Here is a 14,842-nt window from a genome sequence, read left to right as displayed (position 1 = left end):
CGGCTCAGCCGGCGATGCCCGTCCGGTAGGCGAACGCGACCGCTTGCGCGCGGTCGCGCAGCCCGGCTTTGGCGAACAGGTGGTTCACGTGGGTCTTCACGGTCGCCTCGCTCACCACCAGCGTGCGGGCGATCTCGGTGTTCGACAGGCCCGCCGCGATCAGCCGCAGCACCTCGATCTCGCGGGCGGTCAGGCCCTCGACCTCCCGGACGCGCGGCGGGGTGCTGCGGGCGGCGGCTTCGACGAGCCGCCGCTGCAACTCGCCGTCCACTGTGGACTGCCCGGCGGCGGCCGAGCGCAGGGCCCGCGCGATGGACTCGGCGTCGGCGTCCTTGGTCAGGAACCCGCGGGCGCCGGCCCGCAGCGCGGCCAGCAGCGACTCGTCGTCGGCATACGTGGTGAGCACGACGACCTCGGTGCCGGGGTGCTCGGCCCGGATCCGTTCGGTGGTCTCGACGCCGTCGCAACGCGGCATCCGCAGGTCCACCAGCACGACGTCGGGGTGGTGGGCGGCGACGAGGTCGAGCGCGGCCAGTCCGTCGGCGGCGGCGCCGACCACCTCGACGCCGGGCAGCAGCCCGAGCAGTGTGACCAGGCCTTCCCGGACCACCGCCTGGTCGTCGGCCAGCACGACGCGCAGCGTCACGCCGGCACCGTCAGGTGAATCCGCCATCCGTCCTCCCCCGGCCCGCTGTCCAGGCGCCCGTCGAGCAGCGCGACCCGTTCGCCCATCCCGCGCAAACCGTAGCCTGCCGCCGCCGCGTCCGGTGGCCGCCTGCCCTGCCGGTCGGCCACGGTCAGCTCCACGGACTTGTCGGCATAGCCGAGCGTGACGTCCACTTCGGCCTGCGGCGCGTGCTTGCGCGTGTTGGCCAATGCTTCCTGCACCGCGCGGACCAGCGCGGTACCGACGGCCGGAGCGAGCTCGCGCGGCCGTCCTTCGACCGCGAGGTCCGCGCGGGCCCCGCTGTCCAGCCGGTAGGCGGCCAGAAGGTCCGCGATCGCGCGTTCCACGCCGACGGCGTCCTCGCGCAGCGCGGCCACGGCCTTGCGCGCTTCGGCGAGCCCTTCCGAGGCCAGGGTCTGTGCGCGTTCGATCTGGGCGACCGCGTCCGGGCTCGCGCCGTCGCGCACCAGCATCAGGCGCGCGCCCTGCAGGTTCAGCGAGAGCCCGGCCAAGGAGTGCGCCAGGACGTCGTGCAGCTCGCGGGCAATGCGGGCGCGTTCGGCGAGGGCGGCCGCGCGGGCGTGCTCCTCGTTGGCGGTCTGCGCGCGAGCCAGCGCCAGCTCGGTCTGTTCGAGGCGGGCGAGGCGGGCCCGCCGGTTGAGGCCCATCAGCACGACCACGGCGAGGACCGCGTACGTCGACAGCGCGCCTTCCCACACGTGGTACCGGGCCGCCCCGGCCGTGACCGCCGCGACGTCGAGCACGACCGCCAGCACGATCGGGACCGTGGACTGGCGCAGCACCACGAAGAACGTCGTGCTGAACATCGCCACCGACACCCAGCTGCTCGGCAGCAGCACCCAGAGCGTGCCCGTGCTGGCGATCACGGCGAGCGGAAGGGCGGCCGCCAGCGGCGGGACGCGGGTGTCGTGGATCCACAGCAGCGGGATCGACAGCACGAGGGTGACGCCGATCAGCAGCCACGCCCGCAGGTCCGCGCGGGGCATGGCGGCGACCATCGGCACGGCGACGAGAGCCCAGCGCGCCCAGCGCTGGGCCCGGGGGTATCCGCCTGGTCGGGTCGTCATTTCGGCAGTCCTCCGCGAGTGCTTGTACGGAAAATGTACCGACGGGGACTTCCCTTCGTGGTGTCAAGTTGTCCCGTTTGTCAAGGAGGTTCCTCCCATGTCCAAGTTGCGACGGCTCGCCCTGATCGCCGCCGCCGCGGCGCTGCCCGCGCTCGGCCTCTCCCTCGCCGGTCAGACGACGGCCTCGGCCGCGCCGAACTTCCAGGTGCCGTTCAAGTGCGGCGTCACCGTGACGGCCGCGACGTTCAGCGGGCACAGCCCGGCGTACTCGGTCGACTTCCAGAAGGACGGCATCACCGGCATGCCGGTGCTCGCCTCGGCGTCGGGCACGGTGACCCGGGTGGCCGACGAAGGCGGCACGAGCTACGGCAAGTGGATCGAGCTGGACCACGGTGGCGGCTGGAAGACCCGCTACGCGCACCTGTCGGCCCAGGAGGTCTCCGTCGGGCAGTCGGTCGTGGGCGGCAAGCAGATCGGCAAGGCGGGCGCGACCGGCGGCGTCACCGGCCCGCACCTGCACTTCGAAGAGCGCCTGGACGGCGTGGTGCAGAAGGCCAAGCTGAACGGCGTCGCGGTGCCGTACTACGGCCACACCAACTTCACGAGCAAGAACGGCTGCGGCGGCAACCCGTACTCGGCCGAAGAGGTGTGCGGCGACGGCTTCTCCGTGGTGGACCAGCAGGCGCTGGCCAACTCCTCGGGCACGGCCTACCTGCTGTACAACGCTTCCACCAAGGCGAACTGCGTGACCACGCTGAAAGCCACGTCGCTCGGCACGGCCAGCGCCGTCTCGGCGTTCCTCGAGGTCCAGGGTTCGGCCCGGGTGACCGATTCCGGCAGCTTCACCTACTACGCCGGGCCGGTGAAGAAGACCGCCGACTCGACCTGCGTGAAGTGGGGTGGCTCGGTGGGCGCCAACACCTACGAGAGCGGGTTCGAGCACTGCGACTGACGTCCGGGATTCCGGACCCCGTTCGGCCGGTGGGGCCGGGCAGCATAGCCCGCCCCACCGACAGGAACGGCCTACCCGGCCGTGGCCGGGCGAATTCCGTCCACATCGGCCCCGGCCATCCACAGATTTCCCGCCACCGCCCCGTCCGGACCGGTTCTGCCGCATCGTGGAGGCATGACCACAACCACGCGAGCCGACCTCCGCGATCCCGCGCAGCTGCTGGCCGCGCTCCCGTACCTGATCGGCTTCCGCCCCGAGGAATCCGTCGTCCTGCTCGGCCACCGGCACCCGGGCAACCGCCCGGGCCTGGTGCTGCGCGGTGACCTGCCCAGCCCGGAACATCAGGCCCACCAGGCACAGGCGATGGTCCCGGCGTTCGCCGCGGGCCACCACATCGGCGTGACACTGGTGATCGTCGGCGGCGAGCGAAGACCCGGAAAGCCGCCGCCGCACCGGGATTTCCTCGACGAACTGGAGCGGGTGCTGGGGGAGTGCGGTCTTCCGGTGCTGCACGCCCTGTGGGCGCCCGAAATCACCAAGGGCGCACCCTGGGCGTGCTACCGCACGGAAGGATGTGGTGGCGAATTGCCGGACCCGAGCGCAACGGTCGTGGCGGCGGCCGCAACCGAGCGCGGCACGGTGGCGTTCGACAGCCGCGAGGAGCTCGAGGAGCTGCTGGCCCCGAGGTCGCCCGAGGCTCTCACTCGCCGCGCGGATCGCTTGTCCCGCTTGACATCCCCGGACGAGACAACCGTCGATGACGCGGCCACGGTGGTCCGGGAGGCGTTCCTGCGCCAGCGCCGGCACGAAGGCCCGCCGACGGACGAGGAAGCGGTCCAGCTGGCAAGAGCGTTGGAGCGGCCGGAAATCCGCGACATGTGCTTGGCGATGGCGGTACCCGCGGGCGACGCATCGGCCCGGGTGGCGGAGCGCGTCTGGCTGACGTTGGTCCGCGAAATCCCACCCCCGCACCGAGCGGAGCCGGCGGCGTTGCTGGGGTTCACGGCCTACCTCCGCGGCGACGGAGCCTTCGCGGGCATGGCCCTGGACAACGCCCTGGAGGCAGCCCCCGGCCACCTCCTGGCATCCCTGCTGAGAAGGGTCCTGGACACCGGAACACCACCGGAAGTAATCCGCGGCCTGGCGACAGCGGCGGCGGGCCCCTTGGTCGGCTTCGGCCTGGAGCCGGCAGACTTCGACCTGGACCAGGCGGCATGAGTCCCTTCGGCTCGGCGAGCCGTCCTCTGTGGATCCCCGGCCGGATGGCTGTGGGAGCTGGCCGGCCGGGCGGTCGGGTGAGGCCGCCATGCCGTCACCAGCCCCCGCCGAGTCTGGGTGAACTCCTAAGCGTCCCGGACGATCGCGGCCAGTTCGGTCCGCTGCGGCTTTCACCCCAGTTCCTCACCTGCCGAAGTCCGCAGGCCAGCCAGCTCCGGAGCCGAGCGCAGCGTTTCGACCCACCACCTCCGCGGGCCGGGGCGCAAAGCCCCAGCCCGCCGAGGTCATCAGCCCCGCCGAGCCTGGGTGAATTCCCAAGCGTCCCGGACGATCCCGGCGAGCTCGGTCCGCTCCGGCTTCCACCCCAGTTCCTCGCGCGCCCGGTTGCTGGCCGCCACGAGCACCGACGGGTCGCCCGCCCGCCGCGGAGCCACCGCGGCCGGCACCGGGTGGCCGGTCACCGCCCGGCAGGCCTCGATCACCTCGAGAACGGAGAACCCGGTGCCGTTGCCCAGGTTGTAGATGCGGTGCTCGCCCGCGGTGGCGTGCTTCAGCGCCAGCAGGTGCGCGTCCGCGAGGTCCACCACGTGGATGTAGTCGCGCACCGCCGTGTGGTCCGGCGTCGGGTAGTCGTCGCCGTAGATCTGGATGCGCTCGCGGTCGCCCGAAGCGACCTGCAGAACGAGAGGAATCAGATGGGTTTCCGTGGTGTGGCGCTCGCCGAAGGCGCCGTACGCCCCCGCGACGTTGAAGTACCGCAGGCTCACCGCCGCCAGGCCGTGCGCGACGGCGAAGCTGGTGATCGCGGCGTCGATGGCGAGCTTCGTGGCGCCGTAGGTGTTGGTCGGCCGGGTCGGCGCCGTCTCCGGGATCGGCGACTGCTCCGGCTCGCCGTAGGTCGCCGCCGTCGAGGAGAACACCAGCCGCGGCGTGCCGTGCTCCTGCATGGCCTCGAGCAGCCGCAGCGACGTGACGACGTTGCCTTCCCAGTACTTCGCCGGCTCCGTCATCGACTCGCCGACCAGCGACTTCGCCGCGAAGTGCAGCACGCCGTCGAAGCCCTCGCGCAGCAGGCTGCCCGCCACCTCGGCGGCGTCGCCTTCGATGAACCGCGCGTCCGGGTGAACGGCGTCGGCGTGCCCGGTGGACAGGTCGTCGACGACCGTGACCTGGTGCCCCGCTTCGACCAGCCGGGCGGCGCAGACACTTCCGACGTACCCGGCTCCGCCCGTCACGACCAGCTTCAGGGCGTTGCTCTGCTCCGACACATCCAGGCCTTCCTGCCGAGGGTGACTGTGCGCCACAGTCTTCCCCCTGCCCGACGCGCGGGTCCGCGCGGGGGTTGCCCCGGGCGGACCCGCGCGGTGTCAGAGCTCGTCGCGGCCGGCGCCGCGCGAGGGCACCGCCGTGAACATCCGCGGCCGCCGGTAGCCGGCCTTTTCGTAGGCCGCCTCGACGGCCTCCTTGACCCGGTCCAGATCGGCGTCGCGGACCAGCGCGATCGCCGAGCCGCCGAAGCCGCCGCCGGTCATCCGCGAGCCGAGCGCACCGGCCGCCCGGGCCGAGTCGACCGCGAGGTCCAGCTCGGCCGTGGAGATCCGGTAGTCGTCGCGCATGCTGACGTGCGAGGCGTCCAGGTACGGCCCGATGTCGGCCAGCCGCCCGGCGCGCAGCAGCTCGACCGTCTCGAGCACCCGCTGGTTCTCGGTGACGACGTGCCGCACCAGCGGCGCCAGGTCCTCCGGCAGCCGGTCGAGGGCGTCGGAGAGGCCTTCGACGGTGACGTCGCGCAGCGCCTTCACCCCGAGCAGCTCGGCCGCCCGTTCGGTGCCGCGGCGGCGCTCGCCGTAGCCGCCTTCGGCGTGCGAGTGCTTGGTGCGGGTGTCCATGATCAGCACCTGCAGCCCGGCCTCGGCGAGGCCGAACGGCACCTGTTCCTGCTCACCCGACCGGACGTCGAGGAACAGCACGTGCGACTCGGTGCAGCAGAGCGACGCCGTCTGGTCGAGCAGGCCGGTGGGCGCGCCGACGAAGTCGTTCTCCGACCGCTGCACCCACCGCGCGATCTCGGGCCGCGCCGGGACGTCGTCCCGGCTGCCGTCGACCTCGATGCCGGCCAGGCCGAGCAGCGCCAGCGACACTGCGCACTCGAGCGCGTGGGAGGAGGACAGGCCCGCCCCCGACGGCACGTCCCCGGCGATGACCAGGTCGGCCCCGTTCGCGAACCCCTGGTCGCGCAGCACCCAGGCGACGCCCGCGGGGTACGCGGCCCACCCGTCGACGGAGCCCGGCGCCAGGTCGGCGATCTTGAGCTCACCGGAGCGCTGGAGCTGGCCGTCGTCGCCCAGAGTGGCCACGGACAGGATGCCGTCCTCGCGGGGCGACGCCGCCACGGCCAGCCGGTGCGGCAGGGCGAACGGCAGCACGAAGCCGTCGTTGTAGTCGGTGTGCTCGCCGATCAGGTTGACGCGGCCGGGCGCCGACCAGACGCCGGCCGGTGCCTTGCCGTGGACCGTGCGGAACGCCGCCACGGCCTCCGAAGCGGGGCTCATCGGGCCTGCGCCAGCACGGCGTGCAGCGCGGAGCTGGCGACCTGGGCGGTGGTGTCCCCGCCGGTGACCTCGATGGTGCCGCCGTTGGCCTTGCCGACGGTGACCGTGCCACCGGGCACGATGCCGACGGACTTGAGCTCGGTCATCAGCGACTCGTCCAGCTGGACGTGCTCGGCGATGCGCCGGATCTCGACGCGGCCGCCGCCGGTGCGGGCGAACTCGTCGAGCCGGACCAGGTCGGCCTCGGCGGGCGGCGCCGGTTCGCCGTCGCCCAGCTTGTCGAGGCCGGGGATCGGGTTGCCGTAGGGGGAGGTGGTCGGGTGGTCGAGCAGCTTGACCAGCTTGCGCTCGACGGCCTCGCTCATCACGTGCTCCCACCGGCACGCCTCGTTGTGCACGTGCTCCCACTCGAGCCCGATCACGTCGACGAGGAGGCGCTCGGCGAGGCGGTGCTTGCGCATGACGGCGATGGCCAGTTCCCGGCCGTGGTCGGTCAGCTGCAGGTGCCGGTCGTCGGCGACCACGACCAGCCCGTCACGCTCCATCCGGGCGACGGTCTGGCTCACGGTCGGGCCGCTCTGCTGCAGGCGCTCGGCGATGCGGGCGCGCAGCGGAACGACACCTTCTTCTTCGAGCTCGTAAATGGTACGCAAGTACATCTCGGTGGTGTCGATGAGATCGTTCACGCTGTCCCCTTCGTCCGCGTTGCTCATCGTAGTCGTTGACCCCGGCAGCGGCGGCGGCCCTCGGGGCTACCGCGCCGATGGTCACCGATCCGGCCACGGTCGCGGCCGGGGACGCCCCGGCACTGGTCACGCGCCGGGCGGTGGACGGCCTGTTCCCGGCCGGATCGGTGCGGACGCGCCGGTGGGGGAGATGTCCGCCACCCCGGCGCGCCCGGGCGGGCGGTCGCTGGAAGATGGGAGGCATGCGTCCGCTGATCAGCACCACCGAACTGGCCGCCGCGCTGGCCGGCCCGGCCGGGGACCGCCCCGTGGTCCTCGACGTCCGCTGGCGGCTCGCCGGCCCGCCCGGCGCCGAGTCCTACCGAGAGGGCCACGTACCCGGAGCGGTGTTCACCGACCTCGACAAAGTCTTGGCGGGCAAGCCGGGCGAGGGCGGCCGGCACCCCCTGCCCGACCCGGCGGACCTGCAGCGCGATCTGCGCGCGGTCGGGGTCAGGGAGGGCGCCCCGGTGGTGGCGTATGACGACGCGGACGGCTCGGTGGCGGCGAGGGCCTGGTGGCTCCTGCGCTGGGCGGGCCACGAAGAGGTGGCGGTCCTGGACGGCGGTTACGCGGCGTGGACGGCCGAGGGTCACCCGGTGAGCACGGAGGAGGCAAGCCCGGAGCCGGGCGACCTGACGGTCCGCCCGGGAGCCATGCCGGTCCTGGACGCGGACGAGGCAGCAGCCCTGGCCCGCGACGGCCTCCTGCTGGACGCTCGCGCAGAACCGAGGTACACGGGCGAGACAGAGCCGGTGGACCCCCGAGCAGGCCACATCCCGGGCGCGGTGAACGCCCCCTTCGCCGCCCACGTGGGCGAGGACGGCCGCTGGCGCCCCCCGGCCGAGCTGGCGAAGAGGTTCGCAGGCCTGGGCCTCCGCCCGGGAGAGCCGGTAGCCGCGTACTGCGGCTCAGGGGTGACGGCGAGCTCGGTGGTCTTGGCTTTGGAGCTGGCAGGCCACCCGCGAGCGGGCCTCTATGCGGGCTCGTGGTCCCACTGGTCCCGGGACCCGGCCCGCCCAGCAGCAACGGGTCCCCTCCCCGGCTGAGCCCCGGGTCAGGGCCGAGCACCGCCCATCACCCAGCGGCGGGCACCCATCTCCGGCTCAGCCACCCTGGCGCCAGGCCGAGCGGCGGCCGCAGCCCGGCAAGGGGCATCCAGCCGAGCCGAGCCGTGTTTGCGCCGGTACTCGGAGCGAGGCGCGGCCGCCCACCGAGCCGAGCGACCCGAACTCGGCCGGGGGCGTCCTCGCCGAGCGGTCCCCGCCGCGTGGGGCGGCCTGGCCGATCCCGACCACTCGCGCCAAGCCCCGCCTGCGCCTACCCAGCCCCGGGGACGGCCCGCCCGCCTGGCCGAGCCGCCGTGTCCCCGGGCCGAGCCGCCGTGTCCCCGGGCCGAGCCGTCGTGTCCCTGGCCGAGCCGCGGGTGCCTACCCAACCCAGACGGCGGTCCGCCGCCGGTCCGCCGGGCCGTGTCCCGCCGGGCAGCGACCCCGCACCCCAGCAGGAACCGCCCACCCACCCCGAGCCCCCACCCCGAGCCCCCACCACGAGCCCACCCGCCCACCCCGCGAGCCCCGTCCACTCCACGCAGCCCCGCGATCCGCACTAGAGTCGACCGCATGTCGCCGGCCGTTGTCTGGGATCGGGCCCTGCTGGGTTATGACCTGGGTGGGGATCACCCGTTCAATCCCGTGCGGCTGGAGCTCACCGTCCGGCTGGCCACCGAGCTCGGCGTGCTTCAGGACGTCGAACTGCTCGTCCCCACCGGGGCCGGGGACGAGGAACTCCTGCGGATCCACGCCCCCGAATACCTCGCCGCCGTGCGGGAGGCTCCTCTGGTCGGGTGGGATGTCGGGCATGGGCTCGGGACCTCCGACAACCCCGTCTTCTCCGACATGCACGATGCCTCCGCCCTCGTCGTCGGGTCGACGCTGCTCGCCGCGCGGAAGGTTGCCGAAGGGGAAGCCACGCGGGCCGTCAACATCGCCGGGGGGCTGCACCACGCCATGCGGGACCAGGCCGCCGGGTTCTGCGTCTACAACGACTGTGCCGTCGCCATCTCGTGGCTGCTCGACCACGGCTTCGAGCGCATCGCCTACATCGACACCGACGTCCACCACGGCGATGGCGTCCAAGCCGCCTTCTACGACGACCCGCGCGTCCTCACCATCTCCATGCACCAGCACCCGTTCACGCTCTGGCCCGGCACCGGCTACTCCGCCGAGACCGGCCGCGGGAAGGCCGACGGCACCTCCGTCAACGTCCCGCTGCCGCCACGCACCAGAGATCCCGGCTGGCTGCGGGCCTTCCACGCCGTCGTTCCCTCCCTCCTCGCCGACTTCGAACCGCAGCTGCTCTTCACCCAGTGCGGCGTCGACTCGCACGAAGAAGACCCCCTCGCCGATCTCTCCCTGTCCGTCGACGGGCACCGGACCATCTACGCCACCCTCCGGGACCTCGCCGAGACCTACTCCGGCGGGAAATGGATCGCCGTCGGCGGGGGTGGCTACCAGCTGATCCGGGTCGTCCCGCGGTCCTGGACGCACCTGATCGCCACCGTCCTCGACCGGGACGTCGATCCCGCGACGCCGCTGCCGCCCGGCTGGCGGGAAGCCGTCACCAAGGCCGCCCCGCACGCCGAACTTCCGCAGACCATGTCCGACGACCGCGACACGCAGTTCAAGCCGTGGGGGGACGGCGAGGACGACCCGGTCGACATCGCCGTCCGGGACACGCGCCGGGCCGTCTTCCCGCTGCACGGCCTCGATCCGGACGACCCCAGGGACTGACCGATGGCCGGACGGGATCCCTTCGACTACCCCCGCGACTGGGAGGCCGACGTCGTGCTGTCCGACGGCGGCACCGTCCACCTGCGGCCGGTCGTGCCCTCCGACGCCGACGGCCTCGTCGCCTTCCACGCGAAGCTCTCCGAACGCACCCGCTACTTCCGCTACTTCGGCGCCTACCCGCGGATCCCCGAAAAGGACCTGAAGCGCTTCTCGACCGTCGACCACCACGACCGGGTCGCGTTCGCCGCCTTCCTGGGCGACGACATCGTCGCCGTCGGGCGGTACGAACGGCTCGACCACGGGCCGTCGGCGGAGGTCGCCTTCGTCGTCAGCGACGCCCACCAGGGCCGCGGGCTCGGCTCGATCCTGCTCGAACACCTCGCCGCGGCCGCGTCCGAATGCGGGCTGCGCCGGTTCGTCGCCGAGGTGCTCGCCGAGAACTCCGCCATGGTGCGGGTCTTCCGCGACGCCGGGTACCAGGTCAGCCGCGAATTCGAGGAAGGCGTCCTGCACCTGGAGTTCGACATCGACGCGACCGAGGAGTCCCTCGCCGTCGCGCGGTCCCGGGAGCAGGCCGCCGAGGCCCGCAGCGTGCACAACCTGCTGCACCCGACGTCTGTGGCCGTGATCGGCGCGTCCACCGAACCGAACAAGGTCGGGCACGTCGCCTTCGCGAACCTCCTGGTCGCCGCGTTCACCGGCACCGTCTACCCGGTCAACGCCGAGCACCGCTCGGTCCGCGGCGTCCGCGCGTACCCGTCCGTGCTGGACATCCCGGACCCGGTCGACCTGGCCGTCGTCGCGGTGCCCGCCGAGTCCGTCGAGTCCGTTTTGGACGCTTGCCTGGCCAAGGGCGTGAAGACGCTGCTGATCCTGTCCAGCGGGTTCGCCGAAGCCGGGCCGCACGGCCTGCACGCCGAGCTGCGGCTGGTCGGCGAGGCGCGGGCGCACGGCATGCGCGTGGTCGGCCCGAACGCGCTCGGCGTGCTCAACACCGCACCCGGCATCCGGCTGAACGCCACGCTCGCGCCGCGGTTGCCCGGCCGCGGGCGCACCGGCTTCTTCTGCCAGTCCGGCGCCCTGGGCACCGCCATCCTCGCCGACGCCGAAGCGCGCGGCCTCGGCCTGTCGACGTTCGTCTCGGCCGGCAACCGCGCCGACGTCTCCGGCAACGACCTGCTCCAGTACTGGGAAACCGACCCGGACACCGACCTCGTGCTGCTGTACCTCGAGTCCTTCGGCAACCCGCGCAAGTTCGCGCGGCTGGCCCGGCGGCTCGCCCGGACGAAGCCGATCGTCGCGGTCAAGTCCGGGCGGCACGCGGTCCGGCCGCAGCTCGCGGCGACGTCGACCGAGATCGACGAGGCCAGCGTCCAGACGCTGTTCGAGCAGGCCGGGGTCGTCCGGGTGGAGTCGCTGGCGCAGCTGTTCGACACCGCGCTCGTCTTCGCCCACCAGCCGCTGCCCGCCGGGCCGCGGGTCGCCATCGTCGGCAACTCCAGCGCGATCGGGCTCCTGGCCGCCGACACCGCGCGGATGCAGGGCCTGCGGCTCGCCACGGACCCGGTGGACGTCGGCCCGCAGGCGCCGCCGGAGGAGTTCGCCACGGCCGTCCGCGAGGCCCTCACCTCGCCGGAGACCGACGCGCTCGTCGTCGTGTTCGCGCCGCCGATCGCCATCCCCGGCACCGCGTACGCGCGCGCCCTGCGCGAAACCGTCGTCGAACTGGGGCAGCGGAAGCCGATCGTCTCGACGTTCCTCGCCGCCGAAGGCGTGCCGGATGAACTCGCCGTGCTGTCCCGCGACGGCGTGCCGACGCGGGGCTCGATCCCGTCGTACCCGAGCCCCGAACGCGCGGTGAACGCCCTCGCCCGGGTCGTGCGGTACGCGGCGTGGCGGCAACGCCCGCAGGGCACGTTGATCCGGCCCCAAGGCATCCACACCGAGCAGGCGCAGGGCATCGTGCGCGAGCTCCTCGAGGCCGACAGCGGCAAGACGACGCTGCTTTCGGACGCCGAAGTCGTGCGGCTGCTGGACTGCTACGGCATCGACGTCGTGCCGTTCCGCATCGTGTCCACTGTGGACGAAGCGGTGGCGGCGGCGGGCGAGCTCGGCTACCCGGTGACGCTCAAGGCGGTCGACGAACGGCTGCGCGGCCGGCCCGACCTGGCCGGTGTCCGGCTCGACCTGGCCTCCGAAGACTCGGTGCGCACCGCCTACGAGACGTTGCGCGAGGTCTCCGGCGACGACGAGGTGTACGTCCAGCGGATGGCGCCGAAGGGCCTGTCGTGCGTGATCGGGCTGCAGGACGACCCGTCGTTCGGCACGCTCGTCTCGTTCGGGCTGTCCGGCCTGGTCAGCACGCTGCTCGGCGACCGCGCCTACCGGGCCGTGCCGCTCACCGACGTCGACGCCGCGACGCTCCTGCGCGAGCCGCGCACGGCGCCGCTGCTCACCGGCTACCGCGGCGACGAGCCGGCCGACCTCGCCGCGCTGCAGGACATGGTGCTGCGCGTGGCCGCGCTGGCCGAGGACAACCCCGAGGTGCGGTCGCTGGTGCTGGACCCGATCCTGGCCTCGCCGGACGGCGCCTTCGTCGCCAACGCCCGCCTGGTGCTGGGCGCCCCGCCGTCCCGGCCCGACACCGGCCCGCGCCGGCTGCGCGCGATCAACCCCCAGGACTGACCATGACTGCGCTGTCCGAACTGCTGACCCGGCACGCCGGCGACCTGCCGGGCGCGGTGGCGCTCGTCGCCCGCGGCGACCAGGTCGAAGCCGCGGCCGTGGGCTCGGCCGACGCCGAGGGCACCGTGCCGATGGCCCGGGACTCGCTCTTCCGCATCGCGTCGCTGACCAAGCCGGTCACCGCCGCGGCGGTCCTGCTGCTCGTCGACGACGGCGAGCTGGCCCTGGACGACCCGATCGCGCGGTGGCTGCCGGAGCTGGCCTCGCCCGTGGTCGTCCGGACGCCGGACAGCCCCATCGACGACGTCGTCCCGGCCGTCCGCCCGGTCACCGTGGCCGACCTGCTCACCTTCCGCGGCGGGTACGGCCTCACCGGAGACATGACGCAACCCGCCGTCGAGCTGCTGCTCCAGGTCCTGGGCCACCCGGCCGCGTCGCCGCGGGCGCTGTCGCCGGACGAGTGGCTGGCGGCGCTCGCGCAGGTGCCGCTGCTGCACCAGCCGGGGCAGGCGTGGCTCTACGACACCGGCTCGGACCTGCAGGGCGTGCTGATCGCGCGGGTCGCCGGCCGTCCGCTGCCGGAGTTCCTGGCCGAGCGGCTGTTCGAGCCGCTCGGCATGGCCGACACCGGATTCACCGTGCCGACCCCGGCACTCGGCCGGTTCACCAGCGCCTACCGCCGCGGCGAGGAGGGACTGCGGCTGATCGACTCGCCGGAGGGCCGCTGGAGCGCGCCGCCGCCGTTCCCGTCCGGGGCCGTCGGGCTCGTCTCGACGGCCGACGACCTGGTGGCTTTCGCGAAGTTCCTCCGTGACGAGGGCACCGCGGGCGGCCACCGCCTGCTGAGGCCGGAGTCGGTCCACCGGATGACGACCGACCACCTGACCCCGGCCCAGCGGGACGCGGCCCGGCCGTTCCTGCACGGCCAGGGCTGGGGCTACGGCGGATCGGTGGACGTCGACGCGAAGCAGCCCTGGGAGATCCCGGGCCGCTACGGCTGGGTCGGCGGCGCGGGCACGGCCCTGCACCTGACCCCGGCGACGGGCACGGTCTCGGTGCTGCTCACCCAGGTCGAGCTGACCAGCCCCGAGCCCACCCCGCTGATGAAGGAGTTCTGGACCTACGCGGCGAGCTAGCCGCGGTCCGCGAGCCGCTCGCCCAGCGCCAGGAGCTGCTGGGTGGCCGCCCCGAGCTGGAACTCCAGGCGTTTCGCCGCCGCGAAGTACCGGTGGACCACGTGGTCGACGTCGATGCCGACGCCGCCGTGGACGTGCACCGCCGTGTGCGCCACCCGGTGGCCCGCCTCCGCCGCCCAGAACTTCGCCGTCGCCACCGCTTCCGCGGCGGCCGGGACGTCCGACGTCAGCTGCCAGGCCGCCTGCAGCGTCGTCAGGCGGACCGCTTCCACGTCCAGGTACGCGTCCGCCAGCCGCTGGCGGACTGCCTGGAAGCCGCCGATGACGTGTTCGAACTGCTTCCGTTCGGCCGCGTAGGCCGCGGTCAGTTCCAACGCGCGCTCGACGACGCCGAGCTGCTGTGCGCACACCCCGACCGTCCCGCGCAGGCGCAGCCACTCGCCGATGTCGCCGAGCGGCACCCCGGGCACGTCGGACAGCTCCAGAAGCGCGGCGTCCGCGTGGTCGGTCGTCCGCTGCGGCTGCACTGTCACGCCGGACGTGGCTGCGTCGACCAGGAAGACCTCGTCCGAGACGGCGACCAGGAACCCGTGCGCGAACGCGCCGAACGGCACCGCCGTCTGCGCGCCGGACACCCGGCCGTCCGACGCCGTGAAGCCGGACAGCGCCACCGCCAGGACGCGCTCGCCGCGCAGCACCGGCAGCACCCAGCGGTCCACCAGTTCGGGCGTGCCGAACCCGGCCAGCGCCGACGCCGCCATCGTGATCGACGACAGGTACGGGACCGCCGCCACCGCGCGGCCGATCTCGGTCAGCACCGCGCACTGCTCCGGCAGCCCGAACCCGCCGCCGCCCAGCGACGACGGCAGCGCCGCGTCCAGCACGCCGGCCTGGCCGAGCGCCGTCCACGAAACGGTGTCGAAGCCGCCGGTGCCGTGCGGGTCGTGGGTGGCCTTGTCGGCCAGCAGCCGCCGGGTCAGCGCCGCGAGGTCGGCCGACGCCTCGGAAGGGGTGAAGTCCATGGGTG

Annotated in this window: 12 protein-coding genes; 6 read left to right on the top strand and 6 right to left on the bottom strand. The window is 73.5% G+C overall.

The genetic code is table 11. The annotated features are described in order from the left end of the window. Positions 1–4: 4 nt before the first annotated feature. Complete coding sequence (locus ACWEF6_RS30965; RefSeq protein ID WP_449686191.1) at positions 5–646, bottom strand: response regulator; 642 nt, start codon at positions 644–646, stop codon at positions 5–7. After that, the gene (locus tag ACWEF6_RS30960) at positions 643–1,755 is read right to left on the bottom strand and encodes a sensor histidine kinase (protein WP_449686174.1); all 1,113 of its coding nucleotides are present in this window, start codon (positions 1,753–1,755) and stop codon (positions 643–645) included. Before ACWEF6_RS30960 ends, ACWEF6_RS30965 begins: the two co-directional genes overlap by 4 nt. Positions 1,756–1,852: 97 nt before the next feature. Here ACWEF6_RS30960 and ACWEF6_RS30955 point away from each other — a divergent pair, with 97 nt between their 5' ends. Together ACWEF6_RS30955 and ACWEF6_RS30950 are read left to right on the top strand one after the other, a co-directional pair. Further along, positions 1,853–2,707, top strand: coding sequence for a M23 family metallopeptidase (locus ACWEF6_RS30955; protein ID WP_449686173.1), 855 nt, complete (start codon positions 1,853–1,855; stop codon positions 2,705–2,707). A 174-nt stretch (positions 2,708–2,881) separates the two neighbouring features. Next, the gene (locus tag ACWEF6_RS30950; RefSeq protein ID WP_449686172.1) at positions 2,882–3,925 is read left to right on the top strand and encodes a DUF4192 domain-containing protein; all 1,044 of its coding nucleotides are present in this window, start codon (positions 2,882–2,884) and stop codon (positions 3,923–3,925) included. 287 nt (positions 3,926–4,212) lie between these two features. On the opposite strand, the gene galE is transcribed toward ACWEF6_RS30950, so the two are convergent. The 3 genes from galE to ACWEF6_RS30935 form a co-directional block, all read right to left on the bottom strand. After that, positions 4,213–5,193: a UDP-glucose 4-epimerase GalE gene (galE, locus tag ACWEF6_RS30945; RefSeq protein WP_449686171.1), complete on the bottom strand. Its 981-nt coding sequence runs from the start codon at positions 5,191–5,193 to the stop codon at positions 4,213–4,215. Between the two features lie 99 nt (positions 5,194–5,292). After that, positions 5,293–6,477 carry a galactokinase gene (gene galK / locus ACWEF6_RS30940; RefSeq protein ID WP_449686170.1) on the bottom strand — a complete coding sequence of 395 codons (1,185 nt, stop codon included), beginning with the start codon at positions 6,475–6,477 and terminating at the stop codon, positions 5,293–5,295. After that, entirely contained in the window at positions 6,474–7,190 is a 717-nt protein-coding gene (locus tag ACWEF6_RS30935; RefSeq protein ID WP_086838114.1) for a metal-dependent transcriptional regulator, read from the bottom strand. Before ACWEF6_RS30935 ends, galK begins: the two co-directional genes overlap by 4 nt. Positions 7,191–7,405: 215 nt before the next feature. On the opposite strand from ACWEF6_RS30935, the gene ACWEF6_RS30930 reads away from it, so the two are divergent. The 4 genes from ACWEF6_RS30930 to ACWEF6_RS30915 all read left to right on the top strand — a co-directional run bounded on the left by ACWEF6_RS30930 (position 7,406) and on the right by ACWEF6_RS30915 (position 13,815). Then, positions 7,406–8,251, top strand: a complete 846-nt coding sequence (locus tag ACWEF6_RS30930) for a sulfurtransferase (RefSeq protein WP_449686169.1) — start codon at positions 7,406–7,408, stop codon at positions 8,249–8,251. Between the two features lie 573 nt (positions 8,252–8,824). Continuing rightward, positions 8,825–9,994 (top strand): acetoin utilization protein AcuC, encoded by a 1,170-nt coding sequence (locus ACWEF6_RS30925; RefSeq protein WP_449686168.1) that lies wholly within the window; start codon positions 8,825–8,827, stop codon positions 9,992–9,994. A 3-nt stretch (positions 9,995–9,997) separates the two neighbouring features. Further along, on the top strand, positions 9,998–12,679 hold the full coding sequence (locus ACWEF6_RS30920; protein WP_449686167.1) for a bifunctional acetate--CoA ligase family protein/GNAT family N-acetyltransferase: 2,682 nt from the start codon (positions 9,998–10,000) through the stop codon (positions 12,677–12,679). A gap of 2 nt (positions 12,680–12,681) precedes the next feature. Beyond that, positions 12,682–13,815 carry a serine hydrolase domain-containing protein gene (locus ACWEF6_RS30915; protein WP_449686166.1) on the top strand — a complete coding sequence of 378 codons (1,134 nt, stop codon included), beginning with the start codon at positions 12,682–12,684 and terminating at the stop codon, positions 13,813–13,815. Here the strand turns inward: ACWEF6_RS30915 and ACWEF6_RS30910 are convergent. Then, entirely contained in the window at positions 13,812–14,837 is a 1,026-nt protein-coding gene (locus ACWEF6_RS30910; RefSeq protein ID WP_449686165.1) for an acyl-CoA dehydrogenase family protein, read from the bottom strand. The genes ACWEF6_RS30915 and ACWEF6_RS30910 overlap by 4 nt on opposite strands. Positions 14,838–14,842: the final 5 nt, after the last annotated feature.

The sequence above is a fragment of the Amycolatopsis sp. NPDC004772 genome (genome assembly GCF_053601215.1).
This window is presented reverse-complemented; position numbering and strand designations above follow the sequence as displayed.

Coding starts and splice junctions, on each gene's coding strand:
- ACWEF6_RS30915 (WP_449686166.1), top strand. CDS start 12,682: ATGACTGCGCTGTCCGAACTGCTGACCCGGCACGCCGGCGACCTGCCG.
- ACWEF6_RS30960 (WP_449686174.1), bottom strand. CDS start 1,755: ATGACGACCCGACCAGGCGGATACCCCCGGGCCCAGCGCTGGGCGCGC.
- ACWEF6_RS30955 (WP_449686173.1), top strand. CDS start 1,853: ATGTCCAAGTTGCGACGGCTCGCCCTGATCGCCGCCGCCGCGGCGCTG.
- ACWEF6_RS30920 (WP_449686167.1), top strand. CDS start 9,998: ATGGCCGGACGGGATCCCTTCGACTACCCCCGCGACTGGGAGGCCGAC.
- ACWEF6_RS30925 (WP_449686168.1), top strand. CDS start 8,825: ATGTCGCCGGCCGTTGTCTGGGATCGGGCCCTGCTGGGTTATGACCTG.
- ACWEF6_RS30910 (WP_449686165.1), bottom strand. CDS start 14,837: ATGGACTTCACCCCTTCCGAGGCGTCGGCCGACCTCGCGGCGCTGACC.
- ACWEF6_RS30930 (WP_449686169.1), top strand. CDS start 7,406: ATGCGTCCGCTGATCAGCACCACCGAACTGGCCGCCGCGCTGGCCGGC.
- ACWEF6_RS30950 (WP_449686172.1), top strand. CDS start 2,882: ATGACCACAACCACGCGAGCCGACCTCCGCGATCCCGCGCAGCTGCTG.
- galK (WP_449686170.1), bottom strand. CDS start 6,477: ATGAGCCCCGCTTCGGAGGCCGTGGCGGCGTTCCGCACGGTCCACGGC.
- ACWEF6_RS30935 (WP_086838114.1), bottom strand. CDS start 7,190: ATGAGCAACGCGGACGAAGGGGACAGCGTGAACGATCTCATCGACACC.